This is a genomic window from Cedecea sp. B1(4) (assembly GCF_059414925.1).
In genome coordinates, this window is the sequence record NZ_JCAHMZ010000003.1 from 13,299 (window position 1) to 31,613 (window position 18,315).

The following is an 18,315-nucleotide window of genomic DNA, read 5'->3' on the forward strand; positions in this document are numbered from 1 at the left end:
GAGATTTACAGTACGATCCCACCGATGATAAAGCCGAGGATAACGCACAAAGTAATGGCAATGACGCCGGGGATCAGGAAGGCGTGGTTGAACACATATTTGCCGATACGCGTTGAGCCGGTGTCGTCCATTTCGACCGCTGCCAGCAGCGTCGGGTAGGTTGGCAGGACGAACAGCGCAGATACCGCTGCAAAAGAGGCCACGGCGGTTAATGGCGTAACGCCGAGCAGCAGGGCCGCAGGCATCAGCGCTTTCGTTGTGGCCGCCTGGGAATAAAGCAACGTGGCCGCGAAGAACAGCACCACAGCCAGCAGCCACGGGTAACCGTTCAGCAGGTCACCGGCAACCGCCTGAATGTCGCTGATATGGGACTTAACGAAGGTATCGCCCAGCCATGCAACGCCGAGTACGCAAATACAGGCGCTCATGCCGGACTTAAAGGTGCTGGCGTTCAGCACTTCGCCAGTGTCGATTTTACAGGTGATGCTAATCAGCGTGGCGATGGTGAGCATAAACACAACAATCGCTTCGTTACGCGGCAGAACCGGGTTCTGAATCAGGCCGACGGTGTCGCTGATCGCGGTGGCATAGAACATCACGGCGACAATACCGATCAGGAATAGCAGCACCGAACGCTTGGCGTGCGGCTTCAGTTCGAAGACCTGGCTACCGCGCAGTTTCACTTCGCCTTTGGCAAGGCGTTCCTGGTAAACCGGATCGTCTTTCAGCTCGCAGCCGAGGAAGTTACACACCACCGCGGTTAGCATCACGGCAATCAGCGTGACCGGGATACAGATACCTAGCAGCGTCAGGTAGCTCACGCCCATCGGCTCCAGAATGCCGGCAAAAAACACCACTGCAGCGGAAATCGGCGATGCCGTAATGGCGATTTGTGAGGCAACAACGGCGATAGAAAGCGGGCGAGAAGGGCGAATGCCCTGCTCTTTTGCCACTTCGGTAATTACCGGCAGCGTGGAAAAGGCCGTGTGGCCGGTCCCGGCCAGAATGGTCATAAACCAGGTGACCAGCGGCGCAAGGAAGGTGATGTATTTCGGATGGCGGCGCAGCATGCGTTCCGCAAGGCTGACCAGGTAGTCCATGCCGCCCGCGACCTGCATGGCCGCAATCGCGGCGATCACCGCCATGATAATTTCAATCACGTCGAAGGGGATTGCCCCCGGTTTGATCTGGAAGATAAGGGTAAGCACCAGCACGCCGAGACCACCGGCAAAACCAATACCGATTCCTCCCAGCCTTGCCCCGAGATAGATCGCCAGCAGGACGACCACGAGTTCAGCACCAAACATAATTGCATCCTTGAGATTTAAATGAGATGAAAATGAAATGTTATGTTTTCGTATACCGTTAAAATGAAAAAGGCACGTCCGACTGGACGTGCCTTTTGGCGTTTATGTGGATGAGTTATTGTTCGCTTTCATCGGTATAGCGCTTAGCTTTGTAGACCGGGTGCATCAGGTTGTGGACGGAGAAGATATCGTCCAGCTCGGCTTCGGTCAGCAGGCCGCGCTCTAGCACGACTTCGCGCACGCTCTTGCCGGTTTCTGCGCAGATCTTGCCGACGATGTCGCCGTTGTGGTGGCCAATGAACGGGTTCAGGTAGGTCACGATACCGATGGAGTTGTACACGTAGCTCTCACACACTTCTTTATTCGCGGTGATGCCGTTAATGCATTTTTCCAGCAGGTTGTAGCAGGCGTTGGTCAGGATATGAATGGATTCGAACATTGCCTGGCCAATCACCGGCTCCATCACGTTCAGCTGCAGCTGACCTGCTTCGGATGCCATGGTCACCGTGGTGTCGTTGCCGATGACTTTGAAGCAAACCTGATTCACCACTTCCGGGACAACCGGGTTCACTTTGGCCGGCATGATAGAAGAACCCGCCTGCAGTTCTGGCAGGTTGATTTCGTTCAGGCCAGCGCGCGGGCCGGAAGAGAGCAGGCGCAGGTCGTTACAGATTTTGGACATTTTCACGGCCAGGCGCTTCAGGGAGCTGTGCACCATCACGTATGCGCCGCAGTCGGAGGTCGCTTCAATCAGGTCTTCTGCCGGTACACAGGCCAGGCCGCTGACTTCTGCCAGTTTCTGTACGGCCAACTGCTGGTAGCCATCTGGCGTGTTGAGGCGGGTACCGATGGCGGTTGCGCCAAGGTTCACTTCCAGCAGCAGTTCAGCGGTGCGCAGCAGGTTTTTAGTCTCTTCAGTCAGCAGCACGTTGAACGCGTGGAACTCCTGACCGAGGGTCATCGGAACAGCGTCCTGAAGCTGGGTACGGCCCATTTTCAGGATCTCAGAAAACTCAACCGCTTTGCGCTGGAAGCCTTCTCCCAGCTGATTAATGGCATCGATCAGTTTCACGATGGAAGCGTAAACCGCGATGCGGAAGCCGGTTGGGTAGGCGTCGTTAGTGGACTGGCATTTGTTGACGTGGTCGTTCGGGTTCAGGAACTGGTATTCACCTTTCTGGTGGCCCATCAGTTCCAGACCGATGTTGGCGAGGACTTCATTGGTGTTCATGTTGACGGAAGTACCGGCGCCGCCCTGGTAGACGTCTACCGGGAACTGATCCATGCATTTGCCGTTGTTCAGGACTTCATCACAGGCCTGAATGATGGTGTTCGCGATGCTCTTAGGAATGGTTTGCAATTCCTTGTTCGCCATTGCCGCCGCTTTTTTTACCATCACCATACCGCGTACAAATTCCGGTATGTCACTGATTTTACTGTTGCTAATGTAGAAGTTTTCAATCGCTCTCAGAGTATGAACGCCGTAGTAGGCATCCGCTGGCACTTCCCTGGTACCCAACAAATCTTCTTCGATACGAATGTTATTTAACATGTGAACCTTCTTAGTAAAGCTGCAGATAAATGCACTGTTTTATTCACACACACGAAATGTGGTTGTGAGCTTAATAGGCCGACGATTATGTCCATATTCGACCGCGTTGACGTGATGATATGCTGATGATAGCGAAAAGCAGTAACCTGGATCACTTATTAAAAGCCGCCACGCATAACAATTATTAATATGTGATATAGGTCAACAGTTGAAAATTTCCAGAAAAAATTCACGCAATAAACATTGATCTTTGTCTACAGCGTCGCCATCTCCCTCCTACGCGTAATTGCTAATCTATTTTTCGCGAGACCATTAACGGGCTCGCCCGATGACAGGAGCGTATAGTGCGCTGGATCCCGTTTATTGCCGTTTTCCTTTATGTTTACATCGAAATTTCGCTGTTCATACAGGTGGCACACGTTTTGGGGGTCTTTATGACCCTGATTCTGGTCATTTTCACTTCGGTGATTGGCCTTTCTCTGGTGCGTAACCAGGGCTTTAAAAACCTGATGCTGATGCAGCAGAAGATGGCGGCAGGCGAAAGCCCTGCGGCGGAGATGATCAAAAGCGTCTCGCTGATCATGGCCGGTATTTTGCTGCTGTTGCCGGGCTTTTTTACCGACTTCCTCGGTCTGCTGCTGCTGTTGCCGCCGGTGCAAAAGCACCTCACGCTCAAGCTGATGCCGCATTTGCGCTTCTCCCGCATGCCTGGCGGCGGTTTTAGCGCCGGTAGTGAAGGGGGCAATACATTCGACGGTGAGTTCCAGCGTAAAGACGACGCGCCAAAGCGCCTCGACGACCAGCACCGGGACGATCGTTAAATTTTAGTTTTTTTTGTTTTCCCCCCTTGAAGGGGGGAAAGCGCATCCCCATTAATCAGGTCACCAGCCGATTACCCCTGTGGGACGGCGTTACCTAACTATCTGATACTGACTTTCTCAAAGGAGAGCTATCAATGAGCATTCGTCCATTACATGATCGTGTCATCGTCAAGCGTAAAGAAGTTGAGTCCAAATCTGCGGGCGGCATCGTTCTGACTGGCTCCGCAGCGGGCAAATCAACTCGTGGCGAGATCATCGCTGTCGGTAAAGGCCGCATCCTGGAAAACGGTAGCGTGCAGCCGCTGGACGTGAAAGTGGGTGACATCGTTATCTTTAACGATGGCTACGGCGTGAAGTCCGAGAAAATCGACAACGAAGAAGTGCTGATCATGTCCGAAAGCGACATCCTGGCAATTGTTGAAGCGTAATTTGACGCACGAACCTGAACGAATTTGAGGAATAGAAGAAATGGCAGCTAAAGACGTAAAATTCGGTAACGACGCTCGTGTAAAAATGCTGCGCGGCGTTAACGTACTGGCAGATGCAGTGAAAGTTACCCTCGGTCCTAAAGGCCGTAACGTGGTTCTGGATAAATCTTTCGGTGCACCGACCATCACCAAAGATGGCGTTTCCGTAGCGCGTGAAATCGAGCTGGAAGACAAGTTCGAAAACATGGGCGCACAGATGGTGAAAGAAGTTGCCTCTAAAGCGAACGACGCTGCAGGCGACGGTACCACCACCGCAACCGTACTGGCTCAGGCTATCATCACCGAAGGTCTGAAAGCCGTTGCTGCGGGCATGAACCCAATGGACCTGAAACGCGGTATCGATAAAGCCGTTGTTGCCGCTGTTGAAGAGCTGAAAGCGCTGTCCGTGCCGTGCTCTGACTCTAAAGCGATTGCTCAGGTTGGTACTATCTCCGCTAACTCCGACGAAACCGTAGGTAAACTGATCGCTGAAGCGATGGATAAAGTCGGTAAAGAAGGCGTGATCACCGTTGAAGACGGTACCGGTCTGGAAGACGAACTGGACGTGGTTGAAGGTATGCAGTTCGACCGCGGCTACCTGTCCCCATACTTCATCAACAAGCCAGAAACTGGCGCTGTTGAGCTGGAAAGCCCGTTCATCCTGCTGGCTGACAAAAAAATCTCCAACATCCGTGAAATGCTGCCAGTGCTGGAAGCCGTTGCGAAAGCAGGCAAACCGCTGGTTATCATCGCTGAAGATGTTGAAGGCGAAGCGCTGGCTACCCTGGTGGTTAACACCATGCGTGGCATCGTGAAAGTGGCTGCGGTTAAAGCACCAGGCTTCGGCGACCGCCGTAAAGCTATGCTGCAGGACATCGCTACCCTGACCGGCGGTACCGTTATCTCTGAAGAGATCGGTATGGAGCTGGAAAAAGCGACCCTGGAAGACCTCGGCCAGGCTAAACGCGTTGTGATCAACAAAGACACCACCACCATCATCGATGGCGTGGGTGAAGAAGCCGCTATTCAGGGCCGCGTTGGTCAGATCCGTAAGCAGATCGAAGAAGCAACTTCTGACTATGACCGCGAAAAACTGCAGGAGCGCGTAGCGAAACTGGCAGGCGGCGTAGCGGTAATCAAAGTTGGTGCTGCTACCGAAGTTGAAATGAAAGAGAAAAAAGCTCGCGTCGACGATGCCCTGCACGCTACCCGTGCTGCGGTTGAAGAAGGCGTGGTTGCTGGTGGTGGTGTAGCGCTGGTTCGCGTTGCCGCTAAACTGGCTGGCCTGACCGCTCAGAACGAAGACCAGAACGTGGGTATCAAAGTTGCGCTGCGCGCGATGGAAGCTCCTCTGCGTCAGATCGTTTCTAACGCCGGTGAAGAGCCATCCGTTGTCACCAACGCGGTGAAAGCGGGCGAAGGTAACTACGGTTACAACGCCGCGACCGAAGAATACGGCAACATGATCGATTTCGGTATCCTGGACCCAACCAAAGTTACCCGTTCTGCTCTGCAGTACGCGGCTTCCGTGGCGGGCCTGATGATCACTACCGAGTGCATGGTCACCGACCTGCCTAAAGGCGATGCTCCTGACTTAGGCGCTGCTGGTGGTATGGGCGGCATGGGTGGCATGGGCGGCATGATGTAATTCGCCTTAGCACCTTGTGTTAAAGAAACCCTCAGTCAGAAATGTCTGGGGGTTTTTTCTTTTGTTCACACTCTGGTATAAGTGCTTACCGGGCAATAACGGCTCAATACCTTGATTACGGGGAATAACATGCGCATGAAAGTCTCATCAGGAGTGGTTGTGGCAGCGCTGCTGCTGGCAGGATGTAGCACGGGCAATCAGCTTAGCTCCAGCGGCCAGAGCGTTCGTTTTGTTGAAGACAAACCAGGAAGCGAATGCCGTCTATTAGGCACCGCGACCGGGGAACAGAGCAACTGGCTGTCTGGCCAGCACGGCGATGAAGGCGGGTCTATGCGCGGCGCGGCAAACGCACTGCGTAACAATGCGGCCGAAATGGGCGGCAACGTGCTGTACGGCGTGAGCAGCCCAACCCAGACGCTGCTCTCGAGCTTTGCGCCAACGGCCAGCCAAATGACGGGTCAGGTTTATAAGTGCCCGAACTGATTCGGTAAATATTATCCTCACCCCGGCCCTCTCCTCCAGGGAGAGGGAGAAAAACGGACGTGCTTTTACTGATAGAGATCGAGGAAGGACTTGCGGTTCCCTGTCACTGGTAAGGGATAAAGTCGTGGGGCTTTTTCTGCAGTCGAAGGCAGCACTAAGCGGTTCCCTCTCCTGGGGGAGAGGGTTAGGGTGAGGGCGTTAAGCTCTCACTTTTGCCGTAGCTGCAAATCCAGCGGCGTCTTACTTGGCTCTCCGCCTATTTCTCTCGCCAGCTTCGGCACCATATAGCCAGAAACCAGCGTCAGCAGCTCACGCATAATCGCCCGGGCCTCTTCGTCTTCTACCATAAAGTGCGCCGCACCTTGCACTCTGTCGAGCACGTGCAGGTAATACGGCATCACGCCCGCATTAAACAACGCATTACTAAGGTCGGCCAGGGTTTGTGCGTTGTCGTTCACGCCGCGCAGCAACACGCTTTGATTCAGCAGCGTGACGCCCGCCAGGCGTAGCTTTGCCATCGCCGAGCGGAAATCGTCGCCAATTTCCTGGGCGTGGTTAATATGATTAACCAGCAGCACCTGAAGCGATGAGCGGGCGATTCTTGCCGCCAGCACTTCGGTAATACGCGCCGGGATGACAATCGGCAAGCGGCTGTGAATGCGCAGGCGTTTGATATGAGGAATGGCCTCCAGCTCGCTCATCAGCCAGTCCAGTTCATGATCTTTGGCCATCAGCGGGTCGCCGCCGGAGAAAATAATTTCATCCAGCTCAGGATGTTCGCTGATATACGCCAGCGCCGTTTGCCAGTTGCGTTTGTTGCCCTGGTTGTCGGCATACGGGAAGTGGCGGCGGAAACAGTAGCGGCAGTTTACGGCGCAGCCACCTTTCACCAGCAGCAAGGCGCGGTTGCGGTACTTATGCAGCAGCCCTGGGACAACGCTGTGTTGCTCTTCCAGCGGATCGGTGGTGAAACCGGGCGCGGCAACGAACTCCTGTTTTGCCGTCAAAACCTGACGCAGTAACGGGTCGTTGGGGTTACCTTTTTCCATGCGCGCGACGAAAGCGCGAGGGACGCGCAGGGCAAAAAGACGCCTTGCTTCACGCCCGGCAAGCAGTTCTTCATCGTCAGCTACATTTAAAATGTGCAGCAGTTCATCAGGATCGGTTATAACATCGGCAAGTTGCGTTAACCAATCTTCTCTGTGAGGGGGATTTAGGGTTACAATGTGTGCCATTTTTTTGGCTAAGCTACCAGTTAACAAATTCAGAGGGCCTTATGGCGACTTATTCTAGCAACGATTTCCGTGCCGGTCTTAAAATCATGATGGATGGCGAACCGTACGCGGTTGAAGCCAGCGAATTCGTAAAACCGGGCAAGGGCCAGGCATTCGCGCGCGTTAAGCTGCGTCGTCTGCTGACCGGTACCCGCGTTGAGAAAACCTTCAAGTCTACTGACTCTGCAGAAGGCGCTGACGTTGTCGATATGAACCTGACTTACCTGTACAACGACGGTGAGTTCTATCACTTCATGAACAACCAAACCTTCGAGCAGCTGGCTGCAGACGAAAAAGCCGTTGGCGAAAACGCTAAATGGCTGCTGGACCAGGCTGAGTGCATCGTGACCCTGTGGAACGGTCAGCCAATCTCCGTTACCCCACCGAACTTTGTTGAGCTGGAAATCGTTGAAACCGATCCAGGTCTGAAAGGTGACACTGCAGGGACCGGCGGCAAGCCAGCAACCCTGAGCACCGGCGCTGTGGTTAAAGTTCCGCTGTTCGTCCAGATCGGCGAAGTCATCAAAGTTGACACCCGTTCTGGTGAATACGTTTCTCGCGTGAAGTAATTCTCGTGAAGGTTCGCGGCGCGGTGCCTGAGGCTCGCGCCGCCGCTTTGTCAGGGCAGGGAAGATGAACCGTTTGTTGAAACAGATTCTTTTTATCTCGCTGCTGGCCGCTGCGCTGTCGGGTTGTAATACCACGCGTGGGTTTGGCGAAGACTTGCAACATCTCGGCGGCGCCATTGAGCGCGTAGCCAATAAATAGTCCCTGCCAGTTATCCGAAATCGCCTCGCTTTTCCTTCGTTGTTCATTTTTTTAGCTATGCTTAACAAGCTATACACAAACAACATAGTTATAAGGAAAAGCTCATGATTAAGAAAACCATTGCTGCGTTTTTCTCTCTCGTCGTTCTTTCATCCTTGTTGACCGCCTGTAACACCACCCGAGGCGTGGGCGAGGATATACAAAGCGGCGGTAAGGCTATTTCTGGTGCGGCAACAAAAGCGCAGGAATAATACTGTTCGGTACGGTGCTAGTGCCGTACCGTTATTCTAAAACAGCCTCCGGAATATTTAAAAAAAGCGATAATCTATTGTCGGCTCCCAGCTTTAATCGAATGTTTCGCTTATAGGTGTAAACCGTTTTTACGCTTATTTCCATCACTCTGGCAATATATTCGTTATTCGCCTCTTCCTTCCAGAGTTTTAATATTCTCTCTTCGCGTAAGGTCAGTAATGGCGTAATATGTCGTTTCACTTCACGGAATGGCGGGCGGGTCGCAATAGTCTGCTGAATCAATGCCGTTAATGCCGACAATGATACTGACTTATCCCAAATATCGTTAGTGCCTTGCGCCGCGCAGTACTCAGCAATGGTGGGGTGTTGCCCGCTTTGCAGCAGCAGCAGGCGCGTCGTATCGCCACAGGCAGAATAAATAGTCGAAAGCTGTTGGATATTATGCAATGCGGTTGAGAAACTGTTGAAGTCGGCGATCACCATATTCGGCTGCCATTTAATAATTTTTTCCCGGGCGAGAAGTAAACTGTCTGTCTCTGAAATACTCACTGCCGTAGCCAGATTATTTTTCTGATTGAGCAAGTGCGTCAGTCCCTGACGGCTGAAGTAACACCTATCAACCAATAATATTTTATACATTTTCACGCTTCACGTTAATCATTACTGCGGCGTTTGCAGGCTGGCAAACCACGTTTTATCATATGAATAAATTTGCCAAAATGAATCACGGAAATACGCGCGAATTCGCTGTCAATTCCAGGCTTAGCAAGGCCCGGCGAGTGAAACGATTATTTCATTGCGTAGCATTTGGATACGGATTTTCAGGCAGCCGTTTGGGTGCTAAAATCAACTTCTCACCTAAGCCTTACGGGACGACCCGCAAGCGCATCTCACACCGGGGACGGCCCCATTTCTACTGGAGCTGTTATGGCCTGGATCGTACTGTTAATTGCCGGATTACTGGAAGTTGTTTGGGCGGTAGGACTGAAATATACCCACGGCTTTAGCCGCCTGTGGCCTAGCGTTATCACCATCGTCGCGATGGTTGTCAGCATGGCTTTGCTCGCCTGGGCGATGAAAACCCTGCCCACCGGCACGGCCTACGCGGTGTGGACCGGGATCGGTGCCGTCGGCGCGGCGATTACCGGAATTCTGCTGCTGGGAGAGTCGGCTAACCCGATGCGTCTGGCTAGCCTGGCTCTGATTGTGGTCGGGATCATTGGCTTGAAACTTTCCACACATTAACTGCCTGGTTGTTTCACCCAAATCAATTTATCCACTGCAAAGCCCTGGCGAGCGGCGATAGCCAATAGCTGTTGCTTGAGGTCGTTGCTGATGGTTGGTGTGCGGGACAGGATCCACAGATAGCTGAGGTCCGGCCCGCATACCAGCGCATGGCGATAGTCTTTATCCAGCGCAATCACGTTATAGCCGCCGTAAAATGGGCCAAAAAAGGAGACTTTCAGCGCAGCGACGCTCGGGTCTCCGGTGAAATAAGCCTTCCCTTCTGCCTGCTGCCACATCTGCCTGTCCGGGTTGAATCCCCGGTTTATCACGCGCAGGCCGCCGTCATCCATAAAACTGTAGGTGGCCGTGACCTGATTCAGGCCGCTTTCAAAGCTGTGGTCCATTCGCGCAATTTCATACCAGGTGCCGATAAAACGTTTTGCCTCGAAGTTTTGCACGACCGTGACGCTGGGGGGAGGAGTTGGTGAGCTACAGGAGACAACGAATAATGCGACCGCAAGCGCGGTGACAGCGGGCCAAATGCGCATAGCAGATTCCTTCCGAGGTTTTTTAGCTAAGTGTAGATGGCGGCAGGAAATAAAGTGTGAGCGAAGCCGGAAATAATACGGCCTGTGTTCAACAGGCCGTGGTCATTTTTATTGCAGTGCTTCAAGAATGGCGTAAGCGGCTTTTACTCGCTCGGTGTTCGGGTAGCTTTTGTTGGCCAGCATCACGATACCCAGCTGTTTTTCTGGGATAAAGGCCACGTAGCTACCAAAGCCACCTGTCGACCCGGTTTTATGTACCCATGAGGCTTTCACCGCAGGTGCTGGAGGCTCAATCAGCGTTGCCGGGTGCGGCGCAAGGGCGACCTTGTTGTCACTGCCATCAATAATCGTTTTCCCCTTCACCGGCCAGTTCAGCATTTCCCAGCCAAGCCCCTGATACATGCTACCCACGCGCCAGTAACGTGACTGCGCGAGCTGCATACCCTGAGCTAACGTTTTGTCTCCCAGACGATCGGGGGCCATGTTCGCCTGCACCCAATGGGCCATATCTTCGATGCTGGATTTCACGCCGTAGGCTTCTGCATCCAGCATGCCCGGCGAGACGCGCACGGCTTTGCCGTCCCGGTAGCCCCAGGCGTAGTGGCTGTCTTCCGTTGCCGGCACGTTAATCCAGGTGTGTTGAAGATTCAGTGGCTCAAAGACGCGTTTTAACATCGCCTGTTCAAAGCTCATGCCTGACGGTTTCACCATCAAGGCTCCGAATAGTCCAATACTCGCGTTGGCGTAGAGGCGCTGCGTGCCAGGGGCCCACTTCGGCTGCCAGTTCTGGTAAAACTTCAGCAGGTCATCGCTGTTGGTCACCTCGTCCGGCACCTGCAGCGGCAGGCCACCGGCGGTATAGGTGGCAAGCTGCAGCAGGGTGATCCCTTTCCACTGCTTGCCGTTCAGCTCAGGCCAGTATTTCTGCGCCGGGTCGCTAAGGCTAACTTCGCCGCGAGCCAAAGCATCTCCGCCCAGCACGCCGGTAAAGGTTTTACTGACCGAGCCCAGTTCAAATAACGTTTGCTGCGTTACCGGTACGTTGCGCTGCACATCGGCTTTTCCCCAGGTGAAATACAGCGGGTAGCCTTTGTAGATAACGGCCACCGCCATGCCGGGGATCGCCTGCTCTTTCATTAGCGGGGCAACGGTGCGGTTCACCAGCTTTTCAATCTGCGGTGCAGTCAGTTCTTTTTGTGCGGCAAAGCTGGAGCATGAGGCGGCAAGCAGCAGCGTCAGGCAAAGGGTTTTTTTCATGATGGATAACCTTCCTTAGAGAGATGATAGCAGTCCGGGCCCGTTAGACGAGGCAAGTTTGTTGGATTTGACACCCGATGACAAACGATTAAATTTGGCATTAGGTTTAAGATTTTCTAACAGGTAATGTCATGACCCGCAGCTATATCCCGCTAAACTCCCTGCGCGCTTTTGAAGCCGCAGCCAGGCATCTTAGCTTTACCCATGCCGCCATAGAGCTGAATGTCACTCATTCTGCCATCAGCCAGCAGGTGAAAGCCCTGGAAGAACATCTGCGTTGCCAGCTGTTTGTGCGCGTTTCTCGTGGATTGATGTTGACCACGGAAGGTGAAAATCTGTTACCTGTGCTAAACGATTCCTTTGACCGCATTGCCGGGGTACTGGATCGGTTTTCCGGCACGCAGGCGAGAGAAAAACTTAAGCTAGGTGTGGTGGGCACTTTTGCAACAGGCTTTCTGCTGCCGCGCCTTGAGGCGTTTCGGCGTCGCTATCCGCATATCGATCTTCAGCTTTCGACGCACAACAACCGGGTGGATCCGGCGGCGGAGGGGTTGGACTATACGGTGCGATTTGGTAGCGGAGCCTGGCACGGAACAGACGCGATTTATCTGTGTGATGCCCCGCTGTCACCGCTTTGTTCTCCTGCGCTGGCTGCTGAACTCCAGCGCCCGGAGGACGTGCTGAATCATACACTCCTGCGTTCCTACCGGCGTGACGAATGGGCGGCATGGCTGCAGGCGGCGGGGGAGGCACCACCGTCGCCAACGCATCTGGTAATGGTTTTTGATTCTTCGGTAACTATGCTTGAAGCCGCACAGGCTGGCGCGGGTGTTGCCCTTGCTCCGGTGAATATGTTTACCCACTTGCTGAACAGCGAGCGGATTGTTCGCCCGTTTGAGGCTGAAATCAGTCTCGGCAGTTACTGGCTGACAAAGCTCCAGTCCAGGACGGAAACGCCCGCCATGCGTGACTTCTCCGGCTGGTTAGCCGGAGAGTGTGAGAAAGCGTAGGGCCAGATTACCAGAACCTGGACGGGTTATTTTACCAGCCCAAACAGGTCGTTAAGCGCTTCGCTCATGGTAGGGTGCGTGAAAATTTGGTCGCGTAGCGTGGTGTAGGGCAGCCCGGCATCCATGACGGTTTTAATCAGGTTAATGATCTCATGGGAGTCAGGGCAGAGCAGCGATGCGCCGAGGATCTCCTGCGTTGAGGTATCCACAATAGCTTTAAGCACGCCGCGTGTGTCGCCCATGACTCGAGCCCTTGGAATTGCCGCCACGGGAAGCGTAACGATCTGAATGGGTTTACCGCTGGCCTGGGCTTGTTCTTCAGTCATGCCAATGCGAGACAGCGGGGGGGTCATAAACACGGAATAAGGCACATTTTTTCTGTCCCCGGTATGGCGTTTACCTTCGCCCAACAGGTTGTCACGTACGATACGGAAGTCATCGAGCGAGATATAGGTAAACTGTAGCCCGCCGGTTACATCCCCCATTGCCCAGATGTTGTCTGCAGAGGTACGCAGGTATTTATTCACCACGATGGCCCCACGAGCATCGACATCAATCCCGGCGTTTTTCAGGTTCAGGGTATCCGTAGCGGGTTTTCGCCCTGAGGCAACAAGCAGCGCGTCAACCGTGTAGACACTATCGTTCGTCTGCAAATGCACCCTGTTGTCATGCGATTCAACGTGATGAACTTTAGCGTTTAGGATCAGCTCCACGCCCTGCTGCTGAAGTATGTTGGCGATGGCTGTGGCTACATCGCGGTCTTCACGCGGCAAGAAATCGGCTGCGGCTTCGAAAATGGTGACCTTGCTGCCGAAACCAGCAAACATTGAGGCAAACTCAACCCCGATGTAGCCGCCGCCCAAAATACCGAGGTGCGTTGGGAGCGCGGTCAGATTAAGCAGCCCGGTGCTGTCATATACCCCTGGCGTAGCCGTCAGCCCGTCAATCGGCGGCAGAACGGACTGCGCACCGGTGTTGATAAAGATTTTCTCCCCCTGCAGTTCAATAGTTTCACCGTTCTGCATCACGCGAACAGTATGCTGGTCGATAAACTCTGCGTGGCCGTTGATAACGTCCACATTATTCAGGTCGGCCAGCAAGTGGTAATTCTTGTCGCGCAGGAAGCTGACAATTGAAGACTTACGCGCGATGGCTGTCGTAAAGTCCTGATGCTGTTCTGCATCGTGGACCAGCGCTTTGGTGGGGATACAGCCAATGTTAATACAGGTGCCGCCGTACATTTCGGCGGATTGCTCGATAATGGCGACTTTCCAGTTTTGTTTTGCCAGGGTTGCCGCCAGGGTTTTACCTGCTTTACCAAAACCAATAATGATTGCCTGATAGGTCTGCATGGAGGTTCTCCGTCAGTGAGCCAGCCGTTAAGTTAATGGCAATCATTGTGTATGCATGGCGTCAATGTGATTTCTTCAGGTATCTTTAAATCCTGTCTTATCGTCTGATTTTTTTGGAGTGAGCGATGGATCCTCTCAGCCAGTTGATGGCGTTCAGCACCCCGCAGGGTTCGATTGATAAAAATTGCCTGCTCAGCTCGGGCTGGAGCCTGCCCCATGCGGCGGGATCGCTGGCGACCATTCGCTGGCACACCGTTACGCAAGGTGCCGCATGGCTGGAGCTGCCTACCGGCGAAAAGCTGACGCTACTGCCTGGGCAGGTGGTTGTGCTGACGCAAAACTCTGCGCACCGACTGCGGCAGAAGGGGCAGGAAGAGACCTGGATCGTTTGTGGGAGCCTGCATTTATCTTCGGCTTCCCGTCATTTTTTGACGGCGCTGCCGGAGGCCCTGCTGATGGCGCCCGAACAAGACAGCCCCGAACATACATGGCTGCTGGCGGCCGTTGCGCTGCTGCAGCAGGAAGCGGAAGTGCCACAGCCTGGTATGGCGGCGGTATGTAGCCAGCAATGTGCCACGATGATTGCCCTGGGCTTGCGGCAGTGGCTACGGGTGAATATTCAGGATAAAAGTCAGTTGAACCTGCTGCTGCATCCGCGACTGGGTGTGGCAATCCAAAGCATGCTGAATGCACCGCATACGCCGTGGACCGTCGCCTCGCTGGCTGAACAAGTGCATATGTCTCGCGCCAGTTTTGCATTGCTGTTCCGCGAGGTGAGCGGCACCACCCCGCTGGCAGTGCTGACCCGAATCAGGCTGCAAATTGCCGCACAGCAACTCTCGCGTGAAGCAAGTTCGATTATCACTATCGCTGATGCCGTGGGCTACGCCAGCGAATCGTCATTCCATAAGGCTTTTATGCGGGAGTTTGGCTGTTCGCCTGGGGAATACAGAAAGCGGGTGAGGGCGTTGGCCATGGAATAAAAAAAGGCCCGCGCGATGGCGAGCCTTGGTGTGTGCTGAGTGCTTAGAGCGTTAGCAGGCCAATAATGGTCACCACCGTCAGAATAGCGGCCAGGCCGTAGAACACCCATTTTCCGGCCGGAACGTGGATCTTCAGGTCATGCATCGCATGGTGGATACGGTGCAGGCCACACCACAGCGGCAGCACAATCATCAGCAGCAGGAACAGGCGGCCAATCCAGCTGTGGGCGAAGGCATAAACGCGGTCAAAACTCAGCGCATCGCCGGGGAACAGGCCGAGCGGCAGCATAATACCAACCAGCAGCACAATAACCGGCGCGAAAATCGCCCCCCACATGCCACCTGCGCCAAACAGGCCCCAGAATACCGGCTCGTCGGAACGTTTTGGATTTTGGTTAATCACCTCAGCCTCCTTACCAGAACAGTGCTACAAGCAGCACAACGACAGTCACCAGTGCAGTGACAACCCACAATCCCTTGATGACCGGCTCCGGCCCCATTTTCTCGCCCTTAACGATGACGTTAGCGGCCTTTGGTGCCAGCTCAAACCAGGTTTTGGTGTGCAGCACGGCGGCGGCAAGCGTAATGAGATTGAGGATGACAACCACCGGGTTTTGCAGGAAACCAACAAAGCCTGCCCAGCCTTCTACGCCGTGTTTCAGCGAGAAGAGGCCATAAATCAGCACGATGCTGAACCAGACTGTCGGAACCGAGGTGCCTTCACGCAGCATATAAAAACGGTAGAAGCCCAGCTGCCGCCACCAGGTTGGTGCCATGGGACGGACATAAGGCTTACGTTTCGTGGTCATGGTGCACTCCTTAGCGTGGTTTCAGGGTGGCAATCAAAAAGTCTTTCGAACTTTCGACTTTGCCCTGCTGGATGGCCGCGGCCGGATCGACGTGTTTTGGACAAACTTCGGAGCAGTAGCCAACAAAGGTGCAGCTCCACACGCCGTTTTGCCCGTTGAGCTGCGGCATACGCTGTTTCTTGCCGTGGTCACGGCTGTCCAGGTTGTAACGATGGGCGAGGGTAATCGCCGCCGGGCCGATAAACTCAGGGTTCAGGCCAAACTGCGGGCAGGCGGCATAGCACAGCCCACAGTTGATGCAGCCGGAGAACTGATGGTATTTCGCCATCTGCGCGGGCGTCTGCGTGTTAGGCCCCTGATCCGGCGTGCGCGGGTTGCCGATGATATAAGGCTTAATCGACTCCAGGCTTTCGATAAAGTGGGTCATGTCGACCACCAAATCGCGCTCAATCGGGAAGTTTGCCAGCGCTTCGACCTTGATGCCGCTGGTGTATTCGCGCAGGAACGTTTTACAGGCCAGTTTCGGCACTTTGTTGACCATCATGCCGCAGGAGCCGCAAATCGCCATGCGGCATGACCAGCGGTAGCTGAGGTCCGGTGCGAGGTTATCTTTGATATAACCCAGCCCGTCCAGCAGCGAGGTTTGCTCGTCAAACGGCACCTCGTAGATTGCGCTATGCGGCTGGCTGTCCGTTTCCGGGTTGTAGCGCACAATCTCAATCTTCAGGGTTTGCATCTCAGCCATTTGCCTTCTCCTTTTTCTTCTCAGCATCTTCCGCTTCAGCGCCGTATACGCGTTTTGCTGGCGGCAGCGTGGTGATCTTCACATCGCTGTAGTCGAGGCGAGTTGTGCCGTCGGCGTCGCGGAAGGCCAGAGTGTGCTTCAGGAAGTTGACGTCATCTCGCTCGGTGCAGCCTTCATCCAGACGCTGGTGGGCGCCGCGGGATTCTTTACGTGCGAGGGCGGAGTGCGCCATACATTCGGCAACGTTCAGGCCGTGGCCCAGCTCAATGGTGTACAGCAGGTCGGTATTAAAGACGCTGGAAGTATCGGTGATGCGCACGCGCTTGAAGCGCTCCTGTAGCTCTGCCAGCTTGTCGACGGTTTTCTGCATCAGCTCCGGGGTACGGTAAATCCCGCAGCCTTCCTCCATAGAAAGCCCCATTTCGTCGCGGATTTTTGACCAGTTTTCGTTGCCTTCCTGGTTGACTAGCTGCTTCAGGCGGCCTTCAACATCGGCGGCTTGGGCGTTCAGCGCGGCATCGTTAGCCGGTTGCGCCCGTGCGGCGCGTTCCACTGCCTGCTCGCCCGCCAGGCGGCCAAAGACTACCAGTTCTGCCAGCGAGTTAGAGCCCAGACGGTTGGCACCGTGCAGGCCAACGGAGGAGCATTCGCCCACTGCGAACAGCCCTTTGATGCGGGTTTCGCATTGGGTATCGGTCTCGATGCCGCCCATGGTGTAGTGCGCCGTTGGGCGAACCGGGATCGGCTCTTTGACCGGGTCAACGCCCACGTAGGCTTTGGCCAGTTCGCAGATGAACGGCAGGCGCTCGAGCAGTTTTTTCTCGCCGAGGTGGCGCAGGTCGAGGTACACCACGTCGCCGCGTGGGGTGGAGATCGTGTTGCCTTTGCGCCATTCGTGCCAGAAGGCCTGAGACACTTTGTCGCGCGGGCCGAGTTCCATGTATTTGTTCTTCGGCTCGCCGAGCGGGGTTTCCGGCCCCATGCCGTAATCCTGCAGGTAGCGATAGCCGTTTTTGTTCACCAGAATGCCGCCTTCACCGCGGCAACCTTCGGTCATCAGGATGCCGGAACCCGGCAGCCCGGTTGGATGGTATTGCACAAACTCCATGTCGCGCAGCGGCACGCCGTGGCTCAGCGCCATGCCCATGCCGTCCCCGGTGACGATGCCGCCGTTGGTATTGTAGCGATAGACGCGCCCTGCACCGCCGGTGGCCATCACCACCGCATTGGCGCGGATCTGCACCAGCTCGCCTTCCATCATATTCATAGCAACGACGCCGCGGGCCTGGCCGTCATCGACCAGAATATCGAGCACGAAATGTTCGTCGAAACGTTGAATTTGCGGAAACTGAAGGGAGGTCTGGAAGAGTGTGTGGAGCATATGGAAGCCGGTTTTGTCGGCGGCGAACCAGGTCCGTTCGATCTTCATCCCGCCAAAGCGCCTGACGTTGACGCTGCCGTCCGGGCGACGGCTCCACGGGCAGCCCCACTGCTCAAGCTGGGTCATTTCGGTAGGGCAATGGTGAACGAAGTAGTCAACCACATCCTGCTCACACAGCCAGTCGCCTCCGGCAACGGTGTCGTGAAAATGGTAGTCGAAGCTGTCGTGATCCTGTGCGACGGCTGCGGAACCCCCTTCGGCAGCAACCGTGTGGCTGCGCATCGGGTAGACTTTGGAAATCAGAGCGATTTTTGCCTGTGGATTAGCCTGGGCCGCCGCAATGGCTGCTCGTAGGCCTGCTCCGCCAGCGCCTATAATGGCGAGATCGGCTTGAAAGGTTTGCACGACATTCCTCCAGATTTTAGTAATTC

General features: G+C 54.7%; 21 protein-coding genes. 10 read left to right on the forward strand and 11 right to left on the reverse strand.

The features are described 5' to 3' along the window. Positions 1–5: 5 nt before the first annotated feature. Both ACR6JA_RS07540 and aspA read right to left on the reverse strand, forming a co-directional pair. Positions 6–1,307, reverse strand: a complete 1,302-nt coding sequence (locus tag ACR6JA_RS07540; protein WP_008453775.1) for an anaerobic C4-dicarboxylate transporter — start codon at positions 1,305–1,307, stop codon at positions 6–8. Positions 1,308–1,422: 115 nt separating this feature from the next. Continuing rightward, entirely contained in the window at positions 1,423–2,859 is a 1,437-nt protein-coding gene (aspA, locus tag ACR6JA_RS07545; RefSeq protein ID WP_008453774.1) for an aspartate ammonia-lyase, read from the reverse strand. Positions 2,860–3,203: 344 nt separating this feature from the next. On the opposite strand from aspA, the gene ACR6JA_RS07550 reads away from it, so the two are divergent. The 4 genes from ACR6JA_RS07550 to ACR6JA_RS07565 all read left to right on the forward strand — a co-directional run bounded on the left by ACR6JA_RS07550 (position 3,204) and on the right by ACR6JA_RS07565 (position 6,278). Then, complete coding sequence (locus ACR6JA_RS07550) at positions 3,204–3,680, forward strand: FxsA family protein (RefSeq protein ID WP_166993188.1); 477 nt, start codon at positions 3,204–3,206, stop codon at positions 3,678–3,680. 134 nt (positions 3,681–3,814) lie between these two features. Continuing rightward, on the forward strand, positions 3,815–4,108 hold the full coding sequence (locus tag ACR6JA_RS07555; protein WP_008453772.1) for a co-chaperone GroES: 294 nt from the start codon (positions 3,815–3,817) through the stop codon (positions 4,106–4,108). A 40-nt stretch (positions 4,109–4,148) separates the two neighbouring features. Next, positions 4,149–5,795, forward strand: coding sequence for a chaperonin GroEL (gene groL, locus ACR6JA_RS07560; protein WP_008453770.1), 1,647 nt, complete (start codon positions 4,149–4,151; stop codon positions 5,793–5,795). A 129-nt stretch (positions 5,796–5,924) separates the two neighbouring features. Continuing rightward, a complete protein-coding gene (locus ACR6JA_RS07565; RefSeq protein ID WP_166877417.1) occupies positions 5,925–6,278 on the forward strand; it encodes a DUF4156 domain-containing protein in 354 nt (117 codons plus the stop codon). A 206-nt stretch (positions 6,279–6,484) separates the two neighbouring features. On the opposite strand, the gene epmB is transcribed toward ACR6JA_RS07565, so the two are convergent. Continuing rightward, entirely contained in the window at positions 6,485–7,513 is a 1,029-nt protein-coding gene (epmB, locus tag ACR6JA_RS07570; protein WP_494493825.1) for an EF-P beta-lysylation protein EpmB, read from the reverse strand. A gap of 41 nt (positions 7,514–7,554) precedes the next feature. On the opposite strand from epmB, the gene efp reads away from it, so the two are divergent. The 3 genes from efp to ecnB all read left to right on the forward strand — a co-directional run bounded on the left by efp (position 7,555) and on the right by ecnB (position 8,571). Beyond that, complete coding sequence (gene efp / locus ACR6JA_RS07575; protein ID WP_008453764.1) at positions 7,555–8,121, forward strand: elongation factor P; 567 nt, start codon at positions 7,555–7,557, stop codon at positions 8,119–8,121. A 64-nt stretch (positions 8,122–8,185) separates the two neighbouring features. Next, positions 8,186–8,320, forward strand: a complete 135-nt coding sequence (locus ACR6JA_RS07580; RefSeq protein ID WP_039289517.1) for an entericidin A/B family lipoprotein — start codon at positions 8,186–8,188, stop codon at positions 8,318–8,320. A gap of 104 nt (positions 8,321–8,424) precedes the next feature. Beyond that, positions 8,425–8,571, forward strand: a complete 147-nt coding sequence (gene ecnB / locus ACR6JA_RS07585; RefSeq protein WP_008453759.1) for a lipoprotein toxin entericidin B — start codon at positions 8,425–8,427, stop codon at positions 8,569–8,571. 31 nt (positions 8,572–8,602) lie between these two features. Here ecnB and ACR6JA_RS07590 read toward each other — a convergent pair whose 3' ends face one another. Continuing rightward, on the reverse strand, positions 8,603–9,211 hold the full coding sequence (locus tag ACR6JA_RS07590) for a LuxR C-terminal-related transcriptional regulator (protein WP_008453758.1): 609 nt from the start codon (positions 9,209–9,211) through the stop codon (positions 8,603–8,605). A 288-nt stretch (positions 9,212–9,499) separates the two neighbouring features. Between ACR6JA_RS07590 and sugE the strand changes: the two genes are divergently transcribed. Continuing rightward, positions 9,500–9,817: a quaternary ammonium compound efflux SMR transporter SugE gene (sugE, locus tag ACR6JA_RS07595; RefSeq protein ID WP_008453755.1), complete on the forward strand. Its 318-nt coding sequence runs from the start codon at positions 9,500–9,502 to the stop codon at positions 9,815–9,817. Here the strand turns inward: sugE and blc are convergent. Together blc and ampC are read right to left on the reverse strand one after the other, a co-directional pair. Then, on the reverse strand, positions 9,814–10,347 hold the full coding sequence (blc, locus tag ACR6JA_RS07600; protein WP_494493826.1) for an outer membrane lipoprotein Blc: 534 nt from the start codon (positions 10,345–10,347) through the stop codon (positions 9,814–9,816). The two genes, sugE and blc, sit on opposite strands and share 4 nt — an antisense overlap. Positions 10,348–10,455: 108 nt before the next feature. Then, on the reverse strand, positions 10,456–11,607 hold the full coding sequence (gene ampC, locus ACR6JA_RS07605; protein WP_213714952.1) for a CMY2/MIR/ACT/EC family class C beta-lactamase: 1,152 nt from the start codon (positions 11,605–11,607) through the stop codon (positions 10,456–10,458). Positions 11,608–11,735: 128 nt separating this feature from the next. Between ampC and ampR the strand changes: the two genes are divergently transcribed. After that, positions 11,736–12,614 (forward strand): LysR family transcriptional regulator AmpR, encoded by an 879-nt coding sequence (gene ampR, locus ACR6JA_RS07610; RefSeq protein WP_213714796.1) that lies wholly within the window; start codon positions 11,736–11,738, stop codon positions 12,612–12,614. Between the two features lie 26 nt (positions 12,615–12,640). On the opposite strand, the gene rclA is transcribed toward ampR, so the two are convergent. Next, a complete protein-coding gene (rclA, locus tag ACR6JA_RS07615) occupies positions 12,641–13,966 on the reverse strand; it encodes a reactive chlorine resistance oxidoreductase RclA (protein WP_213714794.1) in 1,326 nt (441 codons plus the stop codon). A gap of 125 nt (positions 13,967–14,091) precedes the next feature. On the opposite strand from rclA, the gene rclR reads away from it, so the two are divergent. After that, complete coding sequence (gene rclR, locus ACR6JA_RS07620; protein ID WP_213714792.1) at positions 14,092–14,949, forward strand: reactive chlorine-specific transcriptional regulator RclR; 858 nt, start codon at positions 14,092–14,094, stop codon at positions 14,947–14,949. Between the two features lie 43 nt (positions 14,950–14,992). On the opposite strand, the gene frdD is transcribed toward rclR, so the two are convergent. The 4 genes from frdD to frdA are packed head-to-tail and all read right to left on the reverse strand — an operon-like array spanning position 14,993 to position 18,289. After that, positions 14,993–15,352, reverse strand: coding sequence for a fumarate reductase subunit FrdD (gene frdD, locus ACR6JA_RS07625; protein WP_008453743.1), 360 nt, complete (start codon positions 15,350–15,352; stop codon positions 14,993–14,995). Positions 15,353–15,362: 10 nt separating this feature from the next. Next, positions 15,363–15,758, reverse strand: a complete 396-nt coding sequence (gene frdC, locus ACR6JA_RS07630) for a fumarate reductase subunit FrdC (RefSeq protein WP_008453742.1) — start codon at positions 15,756–15,758, stop codon at positions 15,363–15,365. A gap of 10 nt (positions 15,759–15,768) precedes the next feature. After that, positions 15,769–16,503: a succinate dehydrogenase/fumarate reductase iron-sulfur subunit gene (locus ACR6JA_RS07635; RefSeq protein WP_213714790.1), complete on the reverse strand. Its 735-nt coding sequence runs from the start codon at positions 16,501–16,503 to the stop codon at positions 15,769–15,771. Beyond that, positions 16,496–18,289 carry a fumarate reductase (quinol) flavoprotein subunit gene (frdA, locus tag ACR6JA_RS07640; protein ID WP_213714788.1) on the reverse strand — a complete coding sequence of 598 codons (1,794 nt, stop codon included), beginning with the start codon at positions 18,287–18,289 and terminating at the stop codon, positions 16,496–16,498. Before frdA ends, ACR6JA_RS07635 begins: the two co-directional genes overlap by 8 nt. Positions 18,290–18,315 lie beyond the last annotated feature (26 nt).